At 68.7% G+C, this 22,343-nt stretch carries 19 protein-coding genes, 1 tRNA gene and 1 other RNA gene; 9 read left to right on the top strand and 12 right to left on the bottom strand.

Going from position 1 to position 22,343, the window contains the following annotated elements:
• Positions 1-57 precede the first annotated feature (57 nt).
• Complete coding sequence (locus ACYVKA_RS11620) at positions 58-1,296, bottom strand: SpoIID/LytB domain-containing protein (RefSeq protein WP_460705587.1); 1,239 nt, start codon at positions 1,294-1,296, stop codon at positions 58-60.
• A gap of 541 nt (positions 1,297-1,837) precedes the next feature.
• Here ACYVKA_RS11620 and ACYVKA_RS11615 point away from each other — a divergent pair.
• From ACYVKA_RS11615 to aztD, 3 genes are all read left to right on the top strand, one after another.
• Complete coding sequence (locus ACYVKA_RS11615) at positions 1,838-3,115, top strand: NRAMP family divalent metal transporter (protein ID WP_460705586.1); 1,278 nt, start codon at positions 1,838-1,840, stop codon at positions 3,113-3,115.
• Positions 3,112-3,906, top strand: a complete 795-nt coding sequence (locus ACYVKA_RS11610) for a putative hydro-lyase (protein WP_460705584.1) — start codon at positions 3,112-3,114, stop codon at positions 3,904-3,906. Before ACYVKA_RS11615 ends, ACYVKA_RS11610 begins: the two co-directional genes overlap by 4 nt.
• Before the next feature lie 140 nt (positions 3,907-4,046).
• A complete protein-coding gene (aztD, locus tag ACYVKA_RS11605; protein WP_460705582.1) occupies positions 4,047-5,297 on the top strand; it encodes a zinc metallochaperone AztD in 1,251 nt (416 codons plus the stop codon).
• 87 nt (positions 5,298-5,384) lie between these two features.
• Here aztD and ACYVKA_RS11600 read toward each other — a convergent pair whose 3' ends face one another.
• The 4 genes from ACYVKA_RS11600 to ACYVKA_RS11585 all read right to left on the bottom strand — a co-directional run bounded on the left by ACYVKA_RS11600 (position 5,385) and on the right by ACYVKA_RS11585 (position 8,374).
• The gene (locus ACYVKA_RS11600; RefSeq protein ID WP_460705580.1) at positions 5,385-6,203 is read right to left on the bottom strand and encodes an HAD family hydrolase; all 819 of its coding nucleotides are present in this window, start codon (positions 6,201-6,203) and stop codon (positions 5,385-5,387) included.
• Positions 6,204-6,207: 4 nt separating this feature from the next.
• Complete coding sequence (gene recR / locus ACYVKA_RS11595; protein WP_394277575.1) at positions 6,208-6,831, bottom strand: recombination mediator RecR; 624 nt, start codon at positions 6,829-6,831, stop codon at positions 6,208-6,210.
• Positions 6,831-7,133: a YbaB/EbfC family nucleoid-associated protein gene (locus ACYVKA_RS11590; protein ID WP_394277576.1), complete on the bottom strand. Its 303-nt coding sequence runs from the start codon at positions 7,131-7,133 to the stop codon at positions 6,831-6,833. The genes recR and ACYVKA_RS11590 overlap by 1 nt, the downstream gene beginning before the upstream one ends.
• A gap of 89 nt (positions 7,134-7,222) precedes the next feature.
• Positions 7,223-8,374 (bottom strand): glycerate kinase, encoded by a 1,152-nt coding sequence (locus ACYVKA_RS11585; protein ID WP_460705578.1) that lies wholly within the window; start codon positions 8,372-8,374, stop codon positions 7,223-7,225.
• Positions 8,375-8,476: 102 nt separating this feature from the next.
• On the opposite strand from ACYVKA_RS11585, the gene ACYVKA_RS11580 reads away from it, so the two are divergent.
• Entirely contained in the window at positions 8,477-9,910 is a 1,434-nt protein-coding gene (locus ACYVKA_RS11580; protein WP_460705576.1) for a hypothetical protein, read from the top strand.
• Between the two features lie 31 nt (positions 9,911-9,941).
• Here ACYVKA_RS11580 and ACYVKA_RS11575 read toward each other — a convergent pair whose 3' ends face one another.
• Positions 9,942-12,827, bottom strand: coding sequence for a DNA polymerase III subunit gamma and tau (locus tag ACYVKA_RS11575; RefSeq protein WP_460705786.1), 2,886 nt, complete (start codon positions 12,825-12,827; stop codon positions 9,942-9,944).
• Between the two features lie 540 nt (positions 12,828-13,367).
• An RNA gene (gene ffs, locus ACYVKA_RS11570) (signal recognition particle sRNA small type) lies at positions 13,368-13,464 on the bottom strand.
• 199 nt (positions 13,465-13,663) lie between these two features.
• On the opposite strand from ffs, the gene ACYVKA_RS11565 reads away from it, so the two are divergent.
• From ACYVKA_RS11565 to ACYVKA_RS11555, 3 genes are all read left to right on the top strand, one after another.
• Positions 13,664-15,085 carry an amino acid permease gene (locus ACYVKA_RS11565; RefSeq protein WP_460705574.1) on the top strand — a complete coding sequence of 474 codons (1,422 nt, stop codon included), beginning with the start codon at positions 13,664-13,666 and terminating at the stop codon, positions 15,083-15,085.
• Between the two features lie 145 nt (positions 15,086-15,230).
• Positions 15,231-15,596 carry a PaaI family thioesterase gene (locus tag ACYVKA_RS11560; RefSeq protein ID WP_394276090.1) on the top strand — a complete coding sequence of 122 codons (366 nt, stop codon included), beginning with the start codon at positions 15,231-15,233 and terminating at the stop codon, positions 15,594-15,596.
• A gap of 76 nt (positions 15,597-15,672) precedes the next feature.
• A tRNA-Ser gene (locus ACYVKA_RS11555) sits at positions 15,673-15,760 on the top strand.
• 400 nt (positions 15,761-16,160) lie between these two features.
• On the opposite strand, the gene ACYVKA_RS11550 is transcribed toward ACYVKA_RS11555, so the two are convergent.
• Genes ACYVKA_RS11550 through ACYVKA_RS11530 form a run of 5 tightly spaced genes read right to left on the bottom strand, consistent with a single transcriptional unit; the run spans position 16,161 to position 20,976 of the window.
• The gene (locus tag ACYVKA_RS11550) at positions 16,161-17,348 is read right to left on the bottom strand and encodes a tyrosine-type recombinase/integrase (RefSeq protein WP_460705572.1); all 1,188 of its coding nucleotides are present in this window, start codon (positions 17,346-17,348) and stop codon (positions 16,161-16,163) included.
• Between the two features lie 55 nt (positions 17,349-17,403).
• A complete protein-coding gene (locus ACYVKA_RS11545; protein ID WP_460705570.1) occupies positions 17,404-17,631 on the bottom strand; it encodes an excisionase family DNA-binding protein in 228 nt (75 codons plus the stop codon).
• 50 nt (positions 17,632-17,681) lie between these two features.
• Positions 17,682-19,148, bottom strand: a complete 1,467-nt coding sequence (locus ACYVKA_RS11540) for a replication initiator (protein WP_460705568.1) — start codon at positions 19,146-19,148, stop codon at positions 17,682-17,684.
• Positions 19,145-20,569 (bottom strand): FtsK/SpoIIIE domain-containing protein, encoded by a 1,425-nt coding sequence (locus ACYVKA_RS11535; protein WP_460705566.1) that lies wholly within the window; start codon positions 20,567-20,569, stop codon positions 19,145-19,147. Before ACYVKA_RS11535 ends, ACYVKA_RS11540 begins: the two co-directional genes overlap by 4 nt.
• A 2-nt stretch (positions 20,570-20,571) precedes the next feature.
• A complete protein-coding gene (locus ACYVKA_RS11530) occupies positions 20,572-20,976 on the bottom strand; it encodes a hypothetical protein (protein WP_460705564.1) in 405 nt (134 codons plus the stop codon).
• Between the two features lie 121 nt (positions 20,977-21,097).
• Between ACYVKA_RS11530 and ACYVKA_RS11525 the strand changes: the two genes are divergently transcribed.
• Together ACYVKA_RS11525 and ACYVKA_RS11520 are read left to right on the top strand one after the other, a co-directional pair.
• Positions 21,098-21,838: a GntR family transcriptional regulator gene (locus ACYVKA_RS11525; protein ID WP_460705562.1), complete on the top strand. Its 741-nt coding sequence runs from the start codon at positions 21,098-21,100 to the stop codon at positions 21,836-21,838.
• A gap of 27 nt (positions 21,839-21,865) precedes the next feature.
• On the top strand, positions 21,866-22,315 hold the full coding sequence (locus tag ACYVKA_RS11520) for a hypothetical protein (protein WP_460705560.1): 450 nt from the start codon (positions 21,866-21,868) through the stop codon (positions 22,313-22,315).
• Positions 22,316-22,343: the final 28 nt, after the last annotated feature.

Genomic DNA, 22,343 nt, shown 5'->3' with positions numbered 1-22,343 from the left:
CCTAGCCATGGCCTCGGGGCGACGGTCGGGCTCGTTCCGTCACCCGCGACGACCACCTCAGGCGACGGTGAACCAGGCGCCCTTCCAGCCCTTCACGTGGGGTGCGAACTGGCTGGCGGTGAGCGTCACGCGGCCGGTGCTGCCCTCGACGCGCACGGTCCTGACCCGTCCGCCCCACTGGCCGTGGCCGTCGCGGCTGGTCACCACGACCCGGCGCACCGTTCCGACGCCCGGGTGGCGGCGCTGCAGGGAGGCGGCATCGACCGTCGCCGTCCACCGGGTGACCGTGGTGGGCAGGCGGTCCTCGTAGGGGTCGGGGCGAAGGGCGGTCCAGCGGTAGCCGCCGGGGGCCACCTGGCCTCCGTTGGAGGCGGAGAACTCGCTGCGCACCACGGCACCACCGACGGTGAGCACGCGGCCGGCGGTGGCGGCGACGCCGTCGCGGGTCTGGGTGCTCTCCTTGGCGATGCCGCCGAAGACCTGGCAGCTGGTGGTGTCGCAGATGTCGTAGAGGCGGTGGCGCGGGTGGGCGACGTACCAAACGCCGTAGCTGCGGGCGGCGACGGCCTGGGCGGCCTGGGCCTGCACCGGCCAGTCGGTGTAGTTCTCCCACGGCACCACCTGGCGGGTGTAGTCCTCCAGGCTGGTGCGCAGCACGGGCACGATCGTCGTGCCGGAGCGGTGGCCGGTGAGGGCGCCGAGGTAGGTGGCCGCCACGGTGCCGCGGGCATTGAGGGCGGTGAGGCTGCCGTCGGTGGCGGTGATGGTCCAGCGCCCGGAGCTGGTGGTGCGAAGCGGCTTGCGTCCGGCGGCGGTGTGGAACCACAGCGTGGTGCTGGTGGCGGTGCCGCCGATGTTGGGGCGGCCCACCTCCCAGCTGGTGACCGGGGTGCTGCCGTCGCGGGTGGCCAGGACGACGCGCTGGCCGGCGTCGTCGGTGGCGACCAGCCCTTCCTCGGCGGCGACCCGCACGGTGCTGCCGGTGCGGCTGACGGTGTTGACGCGGATGCTGGTGGCACGGGCCGGGGCGACGGTGGCCCCCGGGTAGTAGAAGGACAGGATCTGCGACCAGCTGCGGCCTTCGACGGCCTGCTGGTAGCTGCCCCACTGGCTCATGCCGCGGCCGTGGCCGTAGCCGCGGCCTTCGAGCGTGATGGGGGCGGGGGCTGCGGTGGCGGGGGCGGCGATCGTGCTGCAGGTGGCCACCAGGCCCAGGCCGAGCAGTGCGGTGACGGGGCGGGCGGCTGCGTGGACGGTGGTGCGGGCGCGCGCGGGCGCAGGGGTGGTGCTGGTCATCTGGGGGAACCTCTCGGGGGCGAGGTGGACGACGCGGCCGGGGGAAGGCCGCCGGAACGGGGGCGGAGCCTTGGGCGCCCGCCGCGTCCCAGAATCGGTTGCCGGGAAGGCCCGGTGCAAGACGATGTCGAGTTCTGCTTGACCCTTGCCCAGTTTTTGGGAATAGTTCTCAACAGTGGGCGTCTGGCCACGACCACTCCTTGCAGGGCCGGCCTCCCGCGGTCAGTCACCCGACCACGGGAGCCCGGTCCTGGACCTGGGCCGCACTCGACGAGCCCCCTCGCATCCACAGCGTCGCGAGAAGGCCATCCCCCCAGCAGGATTGGCATCGAAGCTGCGTCAACTTCGATGTCCAGCTCTTCCCATATACCCGGCCTGCAGCACCAGTCCTGCATGTTCGGTCTGGTGCGAGAAGGCGGATCGACACATTCATCACCTAGTCTGATTCCGCCCCAGCCTGATTCCACCCCAGCCTGATTCCACCCGGGCCGGGCATGCCGCAAGAACGACCCGCAAGGACGCGGAGAAGCCAGGAGCCCCCATGAACGACGCTGACCACACCGACGCACCGTCACCGCCCGCCAGCCGGGGAGCCACAGTGCCCTCCGGCAAGCGGACCAGGAAGCCCCGCAGCGAGAACCGGGGAGCCCTGCTGGGCGCCATGTTCCTGATGGCCACCAGCGCCATCGGCCCCGGCTTCATCACCCAGACCACGGCCTTCACCGTCCAGCTCGGCGCGGCACTGGCCTTCGCCATCCTCGTCTCGATCCTGATCGACATCGCCGTGCAGCTGAACGTGTGGCGCGTGATCGGCGTCACCGGCCTGCGCGCCCAGACCCTGGGCAACAAGACCTTGCCCGGCCTCGGTTCGGCACTGGCGGGCATGGTCTTCCTCGGCGGCGCCGTCTTCAATGTCGGCAACGTCGCCGGCACCGGCCTGGGCCTCAATGCCATGCTCGGGCTCGACCCCACGGTGGGCGGCGCCATCTCAGCCGTGATCGCGATTGGCATCTTCCTGTCCCGCCGCGCCGGCATCGCACTCGACCGCATCGTCGTGGTGCTGGGGGCGCTGATGATCCTGCTGATGCTCTATGTCGCGATCGTCGCCCAGCCACCGGTCGGCTCGGCACTGAAGAACACCGTCCTGCCCGACCAGGTGGACTTCCTTGCCATCACCACGCTGGTCGGCGGCACCGTCGGCGGCTACATCACCTACGCCGGCGCCCACCGGATGCTCGACTCGGGCATCAGGGGCCCCGAGGCCGTGGGCGAGATCACCCACACCTCGATCATGGGCATCATGGTCACCGCCACCATGCGCATCCTGCTCTTCCTCGCCATCCTCGGCGTGGTGGCCAGCGGCGTGCAGCTGACCAGTGGGAACCAGGCCGCGGAGGCCTTCGGCGTCGCCGCCGGCCCCATCGGCGTGCGCCTGTTCGGCGTGGTGCTGTGGGCCGCCGCGATCAGCTCGGTGATCGGCGCCTCCTACACCTCGATCTCCTTCATCACCTCGCGCGAGACCAGCCACCGCGTGCGCAGCCTCGCCACGGTGGCCTTCATCGCAGTCTGCGCCGCCGTCTTCCTGCTGGCGGGCCAGGCGCCGCAGACGCTGCTGATCTTCGCCGGCGCCTTCAACGGCCTGATCCTGCCGGTCGGCTTCGCCATGGTGCTGTGGGTCGGCTGGCGTCGCCGCGACCTGATGGACGGCTACGAGTACCCGAAGATCCTGCTGGTGCTCGGCCTGGTCGCCTGGCTGGTCTCGCTCTACCTCGGCTACCGCAGCATCATGCCGATGATCCAGATGGTGACCGGCGAATGAGCACCTCCGACGAGCTCGACGACCTGACCCCGGCCCAGCTGCGGGAGCGATTCCGCGACGGGCTGGTGCGCCCCACCGCAGGGCTGTGCCCCGGCTACGCGCAGGCGAACCTGATCATCGTGCCGAAGGAGCTGGCCTTCGACGTGCTGCTGTTCGCGACGCGCAATCCCAAGCCGATGCCGCTGCTCGGGGTGCTGGAGGCAGGCCAGACCAGCTCGGCGCTGTTGGCCGGCGGTGACATCCGCACCGACCTGCCGCAGTACGTCGTCTACCACGACGGGGCGGAGGTGGCGCGCCCGACCTCGATCGTCGACCACTGGCGCGACGACCTGGTCACCTTCGTGGTGGGCTGCTCCTTCACCTTCGAGGACGCGCTGGTGCAGGGGGGCATCCGGATCGCCCACCAGGACCAGGGCACCAATGTGCCGATGTACCGCACCTCGGTGCGCTGCGAGCCGGCCGGCGCGATGCAGGGTCCGCTGGTGGTCTCGATGCGCCCCATTCCCGCCAGCCAGGTGGCCGACGCGGTGCGGATCACCTCGCGCTACCCCTCTGTGCACGGCGCCCCGGTACACGTCGGGAATCCTTCGGAGCTGGGGATCGAGGACCTCTCCCGGCCCGACTTCGGCGATCCGGTGGACATTTCGGACGGCCACATCCCCGTCTTCTGGGCCTGCGGCGTGACGCCCCAGGCGGCGGTGATGGAGTCGCGCCCGTCGCTGGCGATCGGCCATGCGCCCGGGCACATGCTGGTGACCGACGTGCGGGACTCGGCCTACCAGGTGCCCTGAGCACGGCTGCCGCACCGCCCCATGCGGGCCGGAAGGAGCACTCCACGACGCGGTCCTGACCCCTGTTGACCGGGGGTCAGGACCGCGTCGTGGTGCGGTCGGCTTGACCACGGACGGCTTTAATGCAAATGATTCTCGCTATGATTAGTCGCTCACGTCTCGCCGCTGCCGCCTGCGGCCTCGCCGCCCTGTCCACCATCACCGCCTGCGGCACCGCCGCCACCCCCGCCTCGACGCCCGCCGGGTCGACGCCTGCCACGGCCTCCACCCCCAGCCCTCGACGTACCGTCGAGGCCTCCGGCCACACGCCCCGCCTGGCCATCACCTACGACGGCGGCGTGCAGGTCATCGACGCCACCACAGGCACCACGGTCGGCGACTTCCCCCTGGAGGGCTTCACCCGCCTCAACCAGGCCGGCGACGGGCGACGGCTGCTGGTCACCGAGGGCGACAGCTTCCGGATGCTCGACCTCGGTGCCTGGACCAAGCCCCACGGCGACCACACCCACTCGCACAAGACCGAGCCGCTGCTCACCGACATCACCTTCGAGGGCAAGCATCCCGGCCATGCCGTGCCCCACGGCGGCCGCACCGCCCTGTTCTACGACGGCGAGGGTCGCGTGGAGTACTACGACCCCGAGAGCCTCTCGGACGACAAGCCCACCACCGAGAACCTGACGCTGCCCAAGCCCCACCACGGCGTCGCCGTCTTCCGCGAGGACGATTCCCTGGTGCACACCGTCGGTGACGAGGACAGCCGCACCGGCATCGCCATCCGCGGCAAGGACGGCAAGACCGTCGACAGCAATGACCAGTGCCCCGGCGTGCACGGCGAGGCTGCCGTCAAGGGGGCGCTGAGCGTCGGCTGCGAGGACGGCCTGCTCATCGTCAAGGGCAACACCATCACCAAGGTGAAGTCGCCCGATGCCTATGGCCGCATCGGCAACCAGTTCGGCAGCGAGAAGTCCAGCGTCGTGCTCGGCGACTACAAGGTGGACAAGGACGCCGAGCTGGAGCGCCCCACCCGTATCACCCTCACCGACACCAGCACCGGGAAGTTGCGGATCGTCGACGTGAAGGCCTCCTACTCCTTCCGCTCGCTGGGGCGCGGCCCGGCCGGCGAGGCGCTGGTGGTCGGCACCGACGGGACGCTGCGCGTGATCGACGCCGACACCGCGAAGACCACCGCCGAGATCCCCGTCACCGGGAAGTGGCGCGAACCGATGGAGTGGCAGGACCCGCGCCCCACCCTGTTCGTGCAGGGAGACCAGGTGTGGGTGAGTGAACCGGCCGCCAAGAAGCTGCACCTGGTGAACCTCGACGACAAGCAGGTGGAGCGGTCCATCACCCTGGACCAGGTGCCGAACGAGGTCAGCGGCATCCTCGGCTGAGGCTGTCCGGCTGGTAGCGCGAGAGGCCCGCAGCCCCACGGATGGTGGAGCTGCGGGCCTCTTGCGGTCTGGTTCTGGCGGAGAGCCTCAGAGCTGGCTGGCTCGCATCAGCTCCATCAGCTGGCGGGCGACGCCGTCGTCCTCATTGCTGCCGCAGCGTGCCCCGGCCGCGGCGACCGCTTCCTGATCCGCCTCGGCCATCGCCCACGACTGCCCGGCCCAGGTGAGCATCTCGACGTCATTGGGGGCGTCGCCGAAGGCCGCCACCTCGTCTGCCGCGATGCCCAGCGTGCGGCACAGCTCGGCCAGGGCGGTGGCCTTGGTGACTCCCCCGACGGCCATTTCGACGAAGTCCGCGCCCGAGGTGGTGACGTGTACTCCCCCGACGCCCAGGGCACGCAGGTGCCCGGCCAGCTCCAGGGCCGGAACGTTGGGATGCCTGGCCAGCAGCTTCAGGGCCGGCGCGTCGACGATCTGCTCCAGCGTCATGGAGACCGAGACCGCCATCGCCGGCTGGTGGTCGTCGGGGCCGGTAATGGCCCGGTAGTCGTCCTCGAGGCCGAAGGTGGCACCACGGTCACGGACCGTCGCGAAGACCGTCCCGGGCAGCTGCTCGCGCGCCGCAGCGGTGAACCGGGCCAAGGCCTCGGGCTGCACCAGGTGCTCGAAGGCCACCTCGCCGGTGCCCAGGTGCTGCGCCAGGGCGCCGTTGACGCAGATGGCCCAGCCCGCCAGGCCGCAGGCCTCGGCGATCGGCGCCAGGCCGCGAGGCTGGCGCGCCGTCACCGGGACCACGGGCACACCCCGCTCCTGCACCGCATCGGTGACGCTGCGGGTCCACGCGCTGACCGTCTTGCCGGCGCGCAGCAGGGTGCCGTCCAGGTCGGTGGCGACGAGACGGATCATCGCTTCACACCAGCGGGGCCGGCTTGGCCGAACCCTCGACGTAGCGGCGCCCCTCGAAGGCGCGCCCCAGGGTCACCTCGTCGGCATATTCCAGGTCGCCGCCGACCGGCAGGCCGGAGGCCAGCCGCGAGATGCGCAGGCCCATGTCCTTCAACAGGCGGCTGAGATACGTGGCCGTCGCCTCGCCCTCGGTGTTGGGGTCGGTGGCCAGGATGATCTCGGTGACAGTGCCGTCGGCGAGCCGGCTGAGCAGCTCACGGATGTGCAGGTCGGCCGGGCCCTTGCCATCGATCGGGCTGATCGCGCCGCCGAGCACGTGGTAGAGGCCGCGGAACTCGCGGGTGCGCTCAATGGCGATGACGTCCTTGGACTCCTCGACCACGCAGATCACCGTCTGGTCGCGACGTGAGTCGCGGCAGATCCGGCAGGTCTCCTCCTGCGAGACGTTGAAGCAGACCTGGCAGAAGCGGGCACGCGCCTTCACCTCGCTGACGACGCGGGCGAAACGCTGCACGTCCTCGTCAGGCTGGTCGAGCATCCAGAAGGCGATCCGCTGGGCGCTCTTGGGCCCGACGCCGGGCAGCCGGCCCAGCTCGTCGATCAGGTCCTGTACCGGGCCCTCGTACATCAGAAGCCGAGCTGGCCCATGTCCGGCATGCCGGGCATGACGGACTCGGCCTTCTCGGCCACCTTCGCCGACGCGTCGCGCACGGCCGCCAGCACCAGGTCGGACAGGCCCTCGGCGTCCTCGGGATCGATGGCCTCGGGCTTGATCACCAGGCCGGTCAGCTCACCGGTTCCGGTCATGGTGGCCTCCACCAGGCCGCCGCCGGCGGTGCCGGTGAAGGAGGAGTCGGCCAGCTGCTGCTGCGCCTGGGCCAGCTGGGCCTGCATCTGCTGCGCCTGGGCCAGCAGGCTGTTCATGTCCATGCCTTCAGGGAACACGGGTCGTCCTCTCGTCGGTGGGGGCTCGATGCCTTCGGCAAGCCTACGTGCTGGCACTGACAACTCCGACGGGTTCAGCTCAAGGCCTGAGCACCCAGCCGCAGGGTCGCCGCGACGGCCCGCGCCGTGCGCTCCACGTTCTCCCCCGCCTCCGCCAGCGCCTCGTCCAGGCTGGACAGCCGCCCGATCACCGGGAAGATCGCGTCGAAGCCCTGGTCGTAGAGGGTCTCGATGCCGCTGCCGAGGCTCCCGCACACGGCCACCACCGGCACCCCGGCGGCGACGGCCACGTCGGCGACCCCCTTGGGCGTCTTGCCGAAGCGCGTCTGGGAGTCCATCCGCCCCTCGCCGGTCACCACGAGACTCGCGCCCTGCACCGCCTCGGCCAGGCCACTGTGCTCGATCACGATCTCGACGCCGCGGCGCAGCTCGGCGCCACAGAAGGCCACCAACCCCGCACCCAGACCGCCGGCCGCACCAGCTCCGGGACGTTCCACGATCCCCGCCCCGAAGTCCTGCTCCAGCAGGCTTCCCCAGTGGGCCAGGGCCTGGTCGAGCTCGGCGACGCACTCGGCATCGGCACCCTTCTGGGGCCCGTAGACGGCGCTGGCCCCATCCGGCCCGCACAGCGGATTGGTCACGTCGCAGGCCACGACGAAACTGCTCCTGGCGAGGCGTTCGTCGAGCCCCGACAGGTCGATGCGCTCCAACCGCGCCAGTGCCGCACCACCAGGCTCCAGCTCCTTGCCGTCCGCGTCGAGCAGCCGGGCGCCGAGGGCCTGCGCCATGCCGGCACCGCCGTCATTGGTGGCGCTGCCGCCGATGCCCACCAGGATGGTTTCGGCGCCGCGGTCGAGGGCGGCGGCGATGAGCTGGCCGGTTCCGCGTGTGCTGGCCCGGCGCGGGTCCCGCTCGGCCGCTGCGACCAGGCCGATCCCGCTGGCCTCGGCCATCTCGATGACGGCAGTGGTTCCGTCGCCCAACATCCCCCAGGTGGCCTCCACCGGATCGCCGAGCGGGCCGTCGACGGTGGTCCGCACGAAGGTGCCGCCGGTGGCGTCGACCAGCGACTGCACCGTGCCCTCGCCCCCGTCGGCCATCGGCACGTGCACGAAGTCCGCGTCGGGCATCACCTGCCGCATCCCACGCTCGAGCGCCTCGCAGACCTGCTTGGCGGTGAGCGACTCCTTGAACGAGTCGGGGGCAAGGACGACGGTGTGCCTCATGGGTCCATTGTGCTCGACGCCGGGGCTTGGCGGACCCTCGGGGCTGCTCTGGGAATGCGTGCCTGACTGGGGATGCGAGGTCGGGGCCGGGATACTGGAGGGGTGACTGACGCCATCGACGCTGCCGAGACTCCACAGTTTCGACCGAGCCTCCACTTCACCCCGCGCGACACCTGGATGAACGATCCCAACGGACTGGTGACCCACAAGGGTGTGCACCACATGTTCTTCCAGAACAATCCGCACGGGCGCGAGTGGGGCAACATGTCGTGGGGTCACGCTGTCTCGTCCGACCTGCTGCACTGGACCGAATTGCCGGTGGCGCTGACCGGCGATGGGACCGAGGGAATCTTCTCCGGCAGCATCGTCTGGGACCGTGCGAACACGTCCGGCCTGGGCGATGGCGACGAGGGTCCGCTGGTGGCGCTCTACACCAGCGACTTCACCGAGCAGTCGCCGCGCGGCGCCGAGCAGGCCCAGTCCATCGCGTGGAGCATCGACGCCGGCCGCAGCTGGACCAAGTACGACGACAATCCGGTGCTGGCGCGGGGTTCGCGGCAGTTCCGCGACCCGAAGGTCTTCTGGCACGACCCGACCGGCCGCTGGGTGATGGTCTGCGTCGAGGCCACCGACCGGCAAGTGGTACTGCACACCTCCGCCAACCTGCTCGACTGGGAGCTGGCCAGCATCTTCGGGCCGGCGGGCACCGTCGAGGGCCTGTGGGAGTGCCCCGACCTGGTCCAGGTGCCGATCGAGGGCAGCGACGAGCTGCGCTGGGTGATGCTGGTGAGCCTGAACCCGGGCGGCCCGTGCGGTGGTTCGGGGATGCAGTGGTTCCTGGGCGACTTCGACGGGAAGACCTTCACCGCCGACGATCCCGCGCGGACCCGCTGGTTCGACCACGGCCCCGACATGTATGCGGCGGTCAGCTTCACCGGGCGTCCCGCCGGGGCACGGCCGCTGGTGGTGGGGTGGATGAGCAACTGGAGCTATGCCGGCAACTCCCCCACCCGCCCGTGGGCCTCGGCGATGACGCTTCCGCGGGAGCTCTCCCTGGCGCCGGTGGACGACGACCTGGTCCTGCGCCATTCGCTGGTGCTGCCAGATGTCTCGGGGCCTGACGAGAGTGTCCCACTGGAGGTCGGCGACGACGGCACCCTCCCGCCCCATGGCGCCTACCTGCTGCGGACCGTCCTGCCGGGCGAGGACGTTTCCAGCCTGGCCCTGAGCCGGACCGCGGCCCCGGATGCGATCCACGGCGGTGGCCGCACGACGCTGACCGTCCAGCGCGAAGGCGCCCGCCTGCTGGTGGATCGTCGGGAGGGAAGCCTCACCGATGTCCACGACGGCTTCGAGAGCTTCCAGGTGGAGCTGCCCGAGCGTGAGGTCACACTGCAGCTGGTCGAGGACCACGGGCTGGTCGAGGTGCTGCTCGACGACGGCCTGATCAACGTGAGCGTCCAGACCTTCCCCGCCGACGGACCGCTGGAGGTCGGGGTGCTGGGCACCGAGGTGCAGGTGGTCGGGCTGGACTAGCCCAACCCGAGCACCTGCGACCTGGCCGGGCTCAGAACTCCTGGCCCTCTTCCTGGATGACGACTCCGCCGAGGGCGCGGGTGATCAGCTCGGCGGCGGACTCGCCGGACTCGTCGAGGGTCTCGTCGTCCTCGCTGACCAGCTTGGACTCGTCGATCTCCGGCTCGGGATCGCTCGGTCCCGAGGCGGTCTGGCGGATGTTCTGCCGTGCCTGGGCGGTCCAGCGGGAGGTCTCTGGTTGGTCATCCTCCTCGGGCGGCGGCTCGGGAGCACTGGTGGGCGTGCGGGGGCCCGGATCCCCGTCGCCTCGGGTGACGGCCGAGACGGGCGCCTGGCCCTGCCCCGACTGGGGTCCCGCTGCCGCTTGGAATCCCCGGCCCTGCCCGGCGTGCTGGGCTCCCTGCTGCTGGGCGGGATGCCAGTCGGTGCGTCCGTCGGTGCGCGGCGGAGCGCTCTGGCCAGACTGGTCTGCGGCGTCCTGGTTCGGGCCCCGACCGGGTGCCGGCGGCTGTGAGGGCTGACCACCACGGGCCGGGCCACGGCCCTGTTCGAGGATGGCCTCGATGCGCAGGTCGGCCCCCATCACCTCGACCATGCAGTCGCGCAACACGTCTTGGCTGCCGCCGCTGGCGAAGCTGTCGCGGGCGCCCGGATTGCTGAAGCCGAGCACCAGGCGTCCGTCCGTGACGTCGACCACCTGGGCGTTCTGGCTGAGCAGGATCCAGGCGAAACGACGACGGCTCTTGACCTCGTCCAACACCTGCGGCCACAGCCGACGCACGTCGGCGACGGCGATCTGACGACCACCCTGGCCGACTGCTGGCTGGGAGGCCGGTGCCTGCGTGGGTTCGGCCTGGCCAGCGGGAGCGGGTGCCGGCTGACCGGCAGGGCGCTGGCCCTGCGCGGGACGCTGCCCCTGCGCGAGACGCTGTCCCTGGACCGGCGGCTGGCCCTGTACGGGCTGGCCACCCTGCTGCGGCTGGCCGTCCGGAGGCACCTGGGCCGGCGGCGCGGCCGGGGCCTGCGGCGTCGAGGCGTCCGGCTGGCGCTGCTCCTGCTCGGGCCGGGACTGGGGCTGGCCGGGCGTGGGGGCCTGACTGACTGAGTGCTGCCCGGGCGCGGTTGGCTGCGCCACGCCCTGTCCCCCGTGCTGCTGGGGAGCGTTCTGCTCGGGCGCGAACTGTGCCGCCTGTCCCTGGGCGGCCTGACGGGCGGCCGCGGGCCCCATGGGAGCGCCTGTCGAATCCCCCACAGAGACAGGCATCTGGCCGCCGAGGTCGTCGGGCTGCCACTGCCCCGCACCCGGATCGGCCGGCTGCGCGGGGGCACCGGCCATGCCGATGCGTCGCTCCAGACGATCCAGCCGGGCGTGGATGCCGCGGCCGTCGACGTCGGCACCGGGCAGCAGCACGCGGGAGCACATCAGCTCCAGGTGCAGCCGCGGTGCGGTGGTGCCGCGCATGTCGGTGAGACCGGTGGCGATCACCTCGGCGGCGCGAGTCAGCTCACCGGCGCCCATGCCATTGGCCTGCACCTCCAGTCGCTCGGCCTGGTCCCCCGCCACGTCGATCAGCCCGCTTGAGACCGCCTCGGGAACAGCGGCGACGATCACCAGGTCGCGCAGGCGACGCAGCAGGTCCTCGGCGAAGCGCCGAGGGTCCTGCCCGACTTCGATCACCTTGTCAATGGTGGAGAAGACCCCCGACGAGTCACCGGCTGCGAAGGCGTCCATGATCTCGTCGAGCAGCGCGTCGGGGGTGTAGCCGAGCAGTGCGGAGGCCTGCTCGTAGCTGACCCCGCCCTCGGCGGCGCCGCCGAGCAGCTGGTCGAGCACGCTCAGCGAGTCACGCACCGAACCCGCGCCGGCACGCACCACCAGCGGCAGCACGGTCTGGTCGACGGCCACCCCCTCGCGGTCGCACAGCTGCGCCAAATAACCCTGCAGCACCTTCGGCGGGACCAGCCGGAAAGGGTAGTGGTGGGTGCGGGAGCGGATGGTGCCGATGACCTTCTCGGGCTCGGTGGTGGCGAAGATGAACTTCACGTGCGGCGGCGGTTCCTCGACCAGCTTCAGCATCGCGTTGAAGCCCTGGGCGGTCACCATGTGGGCCTCGTCGATGATGTAGATCTTGTAGCGGCTGTTCACCGGGGCGAAGAAGGCCCGTTCGCGCAGGTCGCGGGCATCGTCGACGCCGCCGTGGCTGGCCGCGTCGATCTCGATCACGTCGATCGACCCGCTACCGCCACGCGCCAGGTCACGACAGCTCTGGCACTCGCCACATGGGGTGGGCGTGGGGCCCTGCTCACAGTTCAGGCAGCGCGCCAGGATGCGGGCGCTGGTGGTCTTGCCGCAGCCACGAGGACCGCTGAACAGGTAGGCGTGGTTCACCTTGTTGTTGGTCAGCGCACGCTGCAGCGGCTCGGTGACGTGCTCCTGGCCGATCACCTCGGCGAAGTTCTCGGGGCGGTAGCGACGGTAGAGGGCCAGCGGAGCCTGCTGCTCCACCCGGGCCGCATCGGGCACGGCGGGTGCTTGTGCGGGTGCAGGCGCAGCGGCATCCGAGTCGGCAAGAGCCGGATCGACCAGCGGAACCGCCTCGCCCTCGGGGAGGCCGGAGCCGGTGGCAGCGTCGAGGTCGACGGAGTCGGCCAGGTCCATGGACTCGTCCAGGTGGTCCTCATCGAAGTCCTCGGCGGACGCGTCGTCCCTGTCGTCAACCTCGTCGTCATGGGGGGCCGTCTGGTCGGCGTTGGCAACCGCCTGCGCCGGGACCTGGGGGATCAGCTGGTCGGCGCCGCCCAGCAGCAGCTCGTCCTCCTCGTCATCGTCGTCGAGTTCGGCCAGCTCCTCCTCGCTGAGGCCCGAGCCATTCTCAGCCAGGCCCGGCACCGTCACGACAACCTCCGGCTCATCCATCGTGGTCTGCTCCTGCTCATCAGGATCGGCGAGCGGCTCGCCGCCACGCTGGGGCTTCGGCTCGTCGGGCACGGCAGGCTCGTCGAACAGGCCCGGACCGCCCTGGTCGAAGAAGTCCTCGGAGCCCTCACCGGGCTGGGGATCGCTCACGTCGTCTACCACGGCCCCGAGCCTAGTAGGGGGCGCCGACACTTTCCTGCGCCCCGAGCCGCCACCAGTGCAGCGGGGTACCGCCACCATCCCCAACGCGTCCATGACCGGAGCATGTCGCCTCGCTGCCAAAACAGACGCGACGGAAGCCTTGGAAGGTTCAAAAGCAGTTGGCCCTCCACAACTCGTCTGTTTTCGCGCGGCATAACCTCCCGCCAGCCTTGCCACAGCCCACGGCCAGGAACCCGGTGGAAATCCCGGACCCGAGGAGCACGGCTGGACGATCCCACCGCCGACCAGTTCGCCGACCGGATGCACCAGGGCCGCTGCGGATCGCGCGGGAGCAGAACGGCTGACCCACTCCGGAGCCGACGAGGCAGGCCCCGGAACGCAAAGGGGCCCCCGCGCACCCGGAAGAGCTCACTTACCCTTGCTGTCTTTCGACCCTGGGGGAGTTGGGCGAGATACCGTCACGCGGGGACCTTGCCAAGGACAATACCGCGAGCTGGGGCACCAGCACGAATCGGGCCGGCAACACCGTCGCGACGAATCTCGTGAAATGTGCCCGCGGGGAAGCCAGATCGTCACTAACCTCACCCCATCCGCACACCGACCATCGGTGCTGAGCCGGCTTCCTGCTGACAGGGCCTGCGTGGTGGTGCGTCCAACGGAAGGAATGCCCCCACATGAGTGAGCACCCCGCCACTTCACAGGAACCCGAGCACCTGCAGCGAAGCCTGAGCAACCGACACATCCAGCTGATCGCCATCGGCGGCGCCATCGGCACCGGCCTGTTCATGGGCTCCGGCAAGACCGTCCACGCGGCGGGCCCGTCGCTGCTGCTGGTCTACCTGATCATCGGCGTCATGCTCTTCTTCGTCATGCGGGCGATGGGAGAGCTGCTGCTGCACAACCTCGACTACAAGAGCTTCCAGGACTTCAGCGCAGAGATGCTGGGGCCCTGGGCCGGCTTCTTCACCGGCTGGACCTACTGGCTGTGCTGGGTGGTCACCGGCATGGCCGACGTGATCGCCATCAGCGGCTACTGGGACTACTGGGTGCACGACAAGTTCTGGGCGATGGCGCTGGCGGTGCTGGTGATGGTGGGCCTGCTGGGCCTCAACCTGCTCACCGTGAAGCTCTTCGGCGAGCTGGAGTTCTGGTTCGCGCTGATCAAGGTGGTGGCGATCATCGGGCTGATCGCGGCCGGCATCATCATGATCACCACCCGCTTCACCTCCCCCTCGGGCAATGTCGCCAGCATCAGCAACCTGTGGTCACACGGCGGTTTCTTCCCCACCGGCACCAAAGGTTTCTTCGCCGCCTTCCAGATCGCCGTCTTCGCCTTCGTCGGCATCGAGCTGGTCGGCACCACCTCGGCCGAGACCAAGGATCCGGAGAAGACGCTGCCCAAGGCCATCAACTCGATCCCGATCCGTGTGGTGCTGTTCTACGTCGCCTCGCTGGCCGTGATCATGTGCGTCACGCCGTGGGACGAGGTGAACCCGGCCGTCTCGCCCTTCGTCAACATCTTCGGCCTGCTGGGCTTCGCGGCGGCAGCATCGATGATGAACTTCGTGGTGCTCACCTCGGCGTCGAGCTCCTGCAATTCCGGCATCTACTCCACCAGCCGGATGCTCTACGGCCTGGCGCACCGCGGCATGTCTCCCAAGCGATTCGGAAAACTCTCCGGCAACGGCGTTCCCGTCGCCGGCCTGGTGGTCTCGGTGACGCTGATCCTGTCGGTGATCGGCCTGATGGTGAACGACTCGATCATGGCCGCTTTCACTGTGGTGACCACGATCTCGGCGGTGCTGTTCATCTTCATCGGGTCGATGATCCTGTTCAGCTACATGACCTACCTCAAGCGCCACCCCGAGGCGCATGCCCGCAGCAGCTACAAGATGCCGGGTGCGCGCTTCATGCCCCAGGTGGTACTGGCCTTCTTCGTCTTTGTTCTCTACGTGCTGACCCAGGAGGCCGACACCTTGCAGGCGCTGATCGTGACGCCGCTGTGGTTCATCCTGCTCGGGGTGACCTGGTTCTTCGGGCGGCGACGTGTGGCCCCGGATGCCGACGACATCACCCCGGAGGGCATGTACGTCTGAGCCCTGTGTTGTGCGCAGTGCCTGGGCGCCTGCGGGTTGCCCCGACGACCGGCAGGCGCTCTGTGCTGGGTGGGTGATGGCGTCCGGCCTGTGGGCGTGAGGCGGGAAGCCTGCCGTGGCAGGACTTCACCCCTACGCTGTTCGCATGGGATTTCGCGAACACACCGGCGTCATCGCCGAGGCCAATGCCCCCGTCGCTCGGGTGTCCACCGACGACACCGCGGAGAATGCCAGCGGTGGCGTCCACGGCGGCCTGATTGCCACGCTCGTCGACGCAGCCATGGGCAAGGCGGCCCGGCTGACCACCGACGACGACGCGAAGGTGGTGACGGTGCAGCTGTCGATCACCTACCTCAACGGCGCCAAGCCCGGCGATGAACTGGTCGCGCGGGCCGAGGTGCTCAAGAGTTCCAAGAACCTCGCGCTGGTCACCTGCGAGGTGCACCGCGAGGGCGACGACGAGCACATCGCCCAGGCCCAGGCCACCTTCGCGATCAGCCACAAGGACTGAGCTCTGACCTGCCGGCTTCGACCCCCGGGCCGCGCCGGTTGGCGCGATCCGTCCAGGTGAGGCTAGGCTGTCCCACGGAGGATTCGCCTAGTGGCCTATGGCGCTCGCTTGGAAAGCGGGTTGGGTTAACGCCCTCACGGGTTCAAATCCCGTATCCTCCGCCACTCCCACAAGGGGAAACGCCCTCGGCGAGCTTCTGGCTCCCGGGGGCGTTCTGCGTCGTAGTCTCGGTTCTAGTCTCAGTTGTTGCCTTCCGACATCAAGAAGACTCCCTTCGCACGCTCCTCAGTCGTGCACGGACGTCCGGTTGCTTTGCCGCCTGCAGAACGCCATCCACAGCGCCATCAAGACGAGCACGACGAAGAGAACCACCCCGTAGACCATCACGTCCAGGGGCGAGGTGAACTTGTTCCCGAGCCACAGTGCACAGCGCAAGCCCCCGTAGAGGGGGACAACGCAGAGCAGGGACACGGGAAGCCAGATTCCACGCGGCAGGCCGCTGCTCGGCTGAAACCACCTCGTTACACCCACGGCCCACACTCCCTAGATCGATCGGGTTGAGGATCAGTATCCCCGGCAAAGCTGTCCCTCCGACCCATCTGATGCCGCAGCCGTTTGTGTCGCGTTCCAGAGAAGGCCACCCACCTGGGTGGCGACGGTGGCGCGGATCGGATCAGTAACGTGCTGGTAGCGGGCAGCCATGGCCGTCGAAGACCAGCCCATGATTCCCATCACGGTGCGCTCAGGGATGCCCAGGACGAGGAGCACCGTCGCGGCCGTGTGACGGGCGTCGTGGAGACGGGCATCCCTGACGCCGGCCTTCTGCAGCAGCGCCTTCCACCGGTGGTAGTCGGTGTTCGGGTTGATCGGCTTGCCCGTCGGGCCACAGAACACCCAGTCCCCCGGCTCCCAGAGATTCGCCGCGAACGCCCGCGCTTCCTCCTGCTCGGCACGATGACGCTTCAAGACCTGGGCCAGTTCCTCCGGCAGGCCAATCGCACGACGGCCAGCGACCGACTTGGTCGGCCTGTGATCCGGGTTGGTCTGCACACGATCAGGGCAGCGGCCAGGAGTCTTGCCGCAGGCCGTCTTGCAGCCGTGGGCATAGACCGGGCGAGGCCGACTGCCAGCCACGAAGATCAGTCCGCGCTCGAAGTCCACATCTGACCAGCGCAGCCCGAGCGCCTCACCCTGACGAAGCCCCAATGCCAGGGCGACGGCCCAGCGTGCGCCGTTGGGCTCGTCCTCAGCGGTAGCCAGGAGCTTGCGGACCTCCTCAAGGTTGAGGGGCTCGACAGGTTCAGCCACGATGCGCGGAGGTCTCGCAAGGGCCGCCACGTTGCGAGCAACATGCCCACGACGGACGGCCTCCCCCAGCGCGGTCCTCATGGTGCGGTGAACCTGGTGAGCGGTCGCCGGCTTGGCGCCGTTGTCGATCATCTTCCGGTAGAGCCGTTCGAGGTGCTCGGGCTGCAGACGATCGAGCTTCTGCTTTCCCAGCCCGGGAATCAGGTGCTTCTCGATCGCGGTCCGATAGGCGGCGGCGCTCGACGGGCGAAGGTTCGGTTCAGCGATCACATCGAGCCAGTGGCGCAGCCACGAGGCGACGGTCCACTTCTGCCCCACCTTGGCGACGGCACCGGAGTCACGCAGCTTCTCCAACTCGCGCACCTTGCGGGTGACCACGGCACGATCCTTGTTCATGGTGTGGCGGCGATCGAGCGTGCCGTCGTCACGGAAGCCCACGGTCACGCGGCCATGCCAGTAGCCGTCCTTGCCCTGGTAGATGGACGAGGTCTGGTTGGGACTACGCGACGCCATCGGAGCTCCGCAGGTGCTCAACGTCGGCCCGCAGGCGCTCGACGTAGTCGGTGACGGCAGCGGCGGGGACGCGGCGCAGGCGCCCCACCATGATGGATTCGATCTGGCCGGTGAGGACGAGGTGATAGGCCGTCGAGCGACCGACGTTGAGGCGCTCGGCCACCTCCTCGACCTTGAGCAGGAGACGTTCCGGGGTGACGGTGACAGCGGACATGACGGGTTCCTTCCAGTGGGTGGGTCGTGCGGTGAGGGGCGATCGATGGGCTAGGGCGGAGTTGCTGAATTGGCGTTGCAACCCGCGCGGATGGTCTTGGCGTGGTCGTACTGGGCACGCCAGCGCCGACGCTCCTCGACCCCGCGGAGGATCGTGCGGGTGAACAGTCCCGGGGTGACCTCGACGGGCTGCCACTCGTAACGAGGACGCCCGTCCTCTGCCTGCACCTCCGCGGAGATCCGCTCGACCTCAGGGGCAGTGATGCCCGCTTCTTCCAGAGCGGCACGCACGACGGCGGCCCGATCGGCGCGGTGCCGCTTCAGAGTCTTGCCCGACCACTTGCGCGAGACGAGGCAGCGACGGCCGCCGAGGCCCAGGTGCTCGCGGTCATGATGCTTCTTGGGGCACGAGCCGGGCACCATCCCCTCGACAGCCCCGGCAGGCTGCACGCCGTACCGCAGCCAGTTCGAGCACTGCTCACTGCACGGCAGCCAGCGCAGCTCGCGATGCAGACGGTCGATGTGCGCCTCGTAGGCCTCATCCACCTGTTCGGGGTCCACGTAGGGCTCGGCAATGGACTTGTTGAGGTACTTCACCAGGTAACGCACGGCGCGGTCAGCATCCTCGGACGGAGCGACGATGCCCTTCACGTCGAGCTGCGTGCCGAAGCGCATGATGTGCGCGGGACGGGCGTGAGAATCGGCGTCCAGGGCGTCCATCGCCTCGTCCCACGTGGACAACAGTTCCCCGGTCTGCGGGTCGGCGTAGCCATCGCCCACCCAGGTAGGCAGGTTCTCGATCGGGAAAACCACCCGATCGAATCGAGGCCACCACAATTGGAAGTAGACGGCGCGGGTCACCTGCCGCAACACTTCCCGCGGGATCGCTCCCCGGATGGCGGCGTGAAGGTGTGGGGCCAGACGCTTCTGGGGCTCGATAGCGCTGAAGTACTGCACGTCGTAGCCAGCGCAGCGCCTCAGAGCCTTCCAGAACTGGTCAACCAGTCGCGGGAAGAACAGCGCATCCAGCGCAGCGCGGCGGTAGTCGTAATGCTCGGGATCTGCAGGAACGCCCCTGCCAGTGACGATCTGGCCATAGCTGGGCAGGGTCAGGGTGACGAACATCGACGGGCGGTAGACCTTGCCGTCGGGCGCCTCGAAGGAGGTTCCGACGGTGCGATTCTCCATGGGCACTCGGGGCAGGTTGGGCGCGTCCTGGCGCCGACGGGTGGAGCGCACGCGACGATCAGTACCAGTGGCCTTGTTCACCACCTCCACGGGATCGCGCTCCGGTTCCTCGGCCAGGTGCCAGCCCTCCCGGCACTGGTGCATCCGGAGGGTTCGTGCCTTGCGAGCGCACGAAGGGCAGCGTGATTCCAGGGTGGCGCCGCAGGCCATCGCGACGGTCTGTTCGGCCCCGGTCTGACGATCGTGCACGCGACGGATCACGGGCCGAACACAGACCCCTTCGGCTGCGGCCAGTTCGCTGGCCATGACGGGCGTGATCGTGGCGGTCATGCTGCTGCGCTCCTCGGGGCGCGGGTGCGGCGACGCTCCTCCGGGGCAGCCTCCGGCACCACGATGGGAATCTGGACGGGTGCCGGGAACAGCTCGGCAGCCTCGCGGATCTGCTCGTCGGAGACGTAGGTGGCACGAACACGCGTCACGATGCCGGTCTCGTCAATGACGTAGGCCACGCCGGGCGTCTTGCGGGAGATGTCCTGGCAGCGTGCACCGGCACGCACCGCCTCATGCGAAAGCATCATGGCGGCCTCCTCCGAACCGTTCAGACGCAGCGCAACAGCCTGGGTGAACAGGTTCCGCAGCTTGAGCACTTCCTTGCGGGGGTCCTGCAGGAAGCCGTAGACGTAGTAACCGACGGCACGGCCCTGAGTGAGGATGACCGACAGCGCGGCTTCGGCGCGGCGGGTGAGGTCGCGGTCGTTGTTGTAGGCGACGAGGAAGGCCAGTTCATCGATGACGAGCATCACCATGGGTTCATCGACGGTGGGGGTGTGCAGACGGGTGGTGCCGGCCAGGCGGTGAGCGCGGTCCTGACAGGCGGTGGCGGCGTCTTCGAGCACAGTCACGGCTTCGGTGGCGGTGGTGGCAAAGCGGGTGAACAGGGGCTTGCCGAGGGACAGTTCCATGCCTCCCTTGAGGTCGATGCCGTGCACCTGCACCAGGCCGGTGGCGATGTTGGGGCCCTGGGCGAGGATCATGCTCCACAACACGGAGCCCTTGCCCGATCCGGTGGCGCCCGCGGTGAGGGTGGAGGTCCGCAGCGGCAGCACCCACTCCTCACCGTCTTCGGTGAGGCCCAGCACCGCTTCGTCGAAGGGCATGTCGCCGTCAGGGGTGGCGAGTTCGCGGGTGACCATGGCGGTGAGCGGGTCGTGGAAGGTGAACACGTACTCGCCCCGGTTGCGGGTGGCGTCGGTGCGGACACGGCCCTGGGTGGCACCGATGGCCTGCCGGATGAGTTCGAGCGCGGATTCGAGGGATTCAATGGTGTCGCCAACGGCGAGGCCGGGGCGCATGACGAGCTGGCCGTGGTCGTTGAACTCGAGCTGGTACAGCGGTGGCGCGACGGGCTGTCCGTCGGGGCCCTTGCGGGTGAGGCCTGCTTCGAGGGCAATGGTGGGCCACAGCTTGTCGACGCGTTTGAGGATGCGGCGCTGTTCGGGCGGCTGCCAGACGTACGCGACGGCCCGGTTGATGTCGTCCCAGGGCAGGTAGACCGACAGCCACGACAGGCCGACGAGCAGGACCAGGGCCATGGTCCAGTTCAGGAAGGCGTCGACGGGATGGATGATCTTGGAGGCGAAGAAGCCCCAGATCAGCAGCGTCCAGAGCCAGCGCCAGCCGCGGATCAGCGGCCAGGACAGTGCCGCGATGGTCTGCGGCACGGTCTGGGTGATGTGGATGAACCAGAGCATGTTCAGGCCGCCTTGCCCTGGTGGGTGCGGCGCGGCTCGGCCAGGCCGGTGGCGCGCAGCGAGTAGGCGATGCGGGCGCGGCGGTTGCCGGTCTCCTTGATGTAGGGGGTGACGGTCAGCCCTTCCAAGTAGACGGGGCGCAGCGGCGTGTTCTCCATCACGGCGGGCAGCTCCGGCTGCACCGCAGCGGCGATCTTGACCTTCACCGTGCGCTCGCGCGCCTCCGGATCAAAGTCCATGACGTCGACATGCCACAACGGCAGGCCAGTTGCCTTGTCCCGCGCCTGAACCTTGTGATCCTTCGTCGACGCATCAAAGTCGACGATCGGAGACACTTCACCAACACACGCCGCGCCGAAGGTGAACAGCTTCGTGTGCTCGACCTCGAACGGTCCCTGAACAGCCATGAGTCCTCCTGAGTACGTTGCGTCTAGTTGTCTAGACTTCTGCACTACTGTGGTCTCAGATCAGCCCACTTGTCAAGAGGAGAGGCATGGACAGCCGCGGGAGACATGAAAGACTCAACCCATGGCATTCGCGTTGCAGCCCCTCCAACCTGGGTTCACGCCTGCATACGTCCAGATCTCTGACCAGATCCGGGCCGCGATCACGAGCGGCCAGCTCGCCCCCGGGGACGCCCTTCCAAGCCAAGAAGACATGGCTGCTTCGTTGGGCGTAGCCCGCATGACGGTGAACCAGGCCCTGGGCATCCTCAAGACCGAAGGACTACTTGCCTCACAAAGGGGCAAGGCAACGACCGTCCTGAGCGCTGGCGCACATCCGGTCCCTACCCATGAGGTCGTCACCGCGTATCTCAATTCGCAGATCCCAGGAAGCCTGCGCGTCTACAACGCCTCCCTTGACGAACTCCAGCGCGCCCTCCTGCCAGCACTACCCGGGCTTCCAATCTTCATACCGAACAAGACCAGACCGCTCCAGCTGCTCTTGCCGCATGGCGCCGACGTTGGACAATTCGGATTACTACTCGACTCATCCATGGACTGCTTCGAGATCCATACCCTCCCCCAGTCAGATCCCGACGCCATCCCCGCCTTCATCCATATGGACCATGGAGAGACGTTCATGCGCCTGGGAGGGTCGGGTAGCCTGATCGATCCCGCGAAGCGCCTGCACTTCACCATCAATCGCAGCGAAGGCGACCCGGTGCAGGACTGGTTCGACAAAGCTTGGGCGGCTGCCGAACCGTACGTGTTCGATCCTTTCTCATACCATCCGACACCTCCGGACGAGGTCCTCTCTGGCGGCTGAGACCACCCGCCGCAAGGAGCTGATCCGATGAAGTACCAGTGGACTTCAGTCACCGGTGAAACGAAGTACAAGGAGTCGCCTCTACGCCGCCACCTCGACACCAGGTTTCCGAACACCAGACCGCTGTCCAACCGTTACCGAGAGGAATCTGGCCCCATCCCAGTGGAGCTCGGCGACGTTTCCCCTCGCGCCGCCGGCACGCTAGGTGCCGCCTACGACTACTCGGTTCGGTTCGAACTCGATCACAGCTACGCGCCCATTGCAGCCATACTCCCGGTCGTCACGGACTTTGAGAGCCACCATCAAGTGGTGCTCGACCTCATCGACACAGCCCGAAAATCCAATGGAGAAACCGGGCTGCGAGCTTGCTGGGCTCTCGCACTGTGGACCGAGATCACCCGTATCGGCACTAGGGCGCTGGACTTTGAGGGCTCTTCAAGGTTCGTGGTGAAGGAGAGCGTCGCGTCGCTGGCGTAGAACGGCCCGTGGTCCTGCTGTGATGGGT

This window comes from Luteococcus sediminum (assembly GCF_054783495.1).
This window is presented reverse-complemented; position numbering and strand designations above follow the sequence as displayed.

Coding starts and splice junctions, on each gene's coding strand:
- ACYVKA_RS11620 (WP_460705587.1), bottom strand. CDS start 1,296: ATGACCAGCACCACCCCTGCGCCCGCGCGCGCCCGCACCACCGTCCAC.
- ACYVKA_RS11615 (WP_460705586.1), top strand. CDS start 1,838: ATGAACGACGCTGACCACACCGACGCACCGTCACCGCCCGCCAGCCGG.
- ACYVKA_RS11610 (WP_460705584.1), top strand. CDS start 3,112: ATGAGCACCTCCGACGAGCTCGACGACCTGACCCCGGCCCAGCTGCGG.
- aztD (WP_460705582.1), top strand. CDS start 4,047: ATGATTAGTCGCTCACGTCTCGCCGCTGCCGCCTGCGGCCTCGCCGCC.
- ACYVKA_RS11600 (WP_460705580.1), bottom strand. CDS start 6,203: ATGATCCGTCTCGTCGCCACCGACCTGGACGGCACCCTGCTGCGCGCC.
- recR (WP_394277575.1), bottom strand. CDS start 6,831: ATGTACGAGGGCCCGGTACAGGACCTGATCGACGAGCTGGGCCGGCTG.
- ACYVKA_RS11590 (WP_394277576.1), bottom strand. CDS start 7,133: ATGGACATGAACAGCCTGCTGGCCCAGGCGCAGCAGATGCAGGCCCAG.
- ACYVKA_RS11585 (WP_460705578.1), bottom strand. CDS start 8,374: ATGAGGCACACCGTCGTCCTTGCCCCCGACTCGTTCAAGGAGTCGCTC.
- ACYVKA_RS11575 (WP_460705786.1), bottom strand. CDS start 12,827: ATGGATGAGCCGGAGGTTGTCGTGACGGTGCCGGGCCTGGCTGAGAAT.
- ACYVKA_RS11565 (WP_460705574.1), top strand. CDS start 13,664: ATGAGTGAGCACCCCGCCACTTCACAGGAACCCGAGCACCTGCAGCGA.
- ACYVKA_RS11560 (WP_394276090.1), top strand. CDS start 15,231: ATGGGATTTCGCGAACACACCGGCGTCATCGCCGAGGCCAATGCCCCC.
- ACYVKA_RS11545 (WP_460705570.1), bottom strand. CDS start 17,631: ATGTCCGCTGTCACCGTCACCCCGGAACGTCTCCTGCTCAAGGTCGAG.
- ACYVKA_RS11540 (WP_460705568.1), bottom strand. CDS start 19,148: ATGACCGCCACGATCACGCCCGTCATGGCCAGCGAACTGGCCGCAGCC.
- ACYVKA_RS11535 (WP_460705566.1), bottom strand. CDS start 20,569: ATGCTCTGGTTCATCCACATCACCCAGACCGTGCCGCAGACCATCGCG.
- ACYVKA_RS11530 (WP_460705564.1), bottom strand. CDS start 20,976: ATGGCTGTTCAGGGACCGTTCGAGGTCGAGCACACGAAGCTGTTCACC.
- ACYVKA_RS11525 (WP_460705562.1), top strand. CDS start 21,098: ATGGCATTCGCGTTGCAGCCCCTCCAACCTGGGTTCACGCCTGCATAC.
- ACYVKA_RS11520 (WP_460705560.1), top strand. CDS start 21,866: ATGAAGTACCAGTGGACTTCAGTCACCGGTGAAACGAAGTACAAGGAG.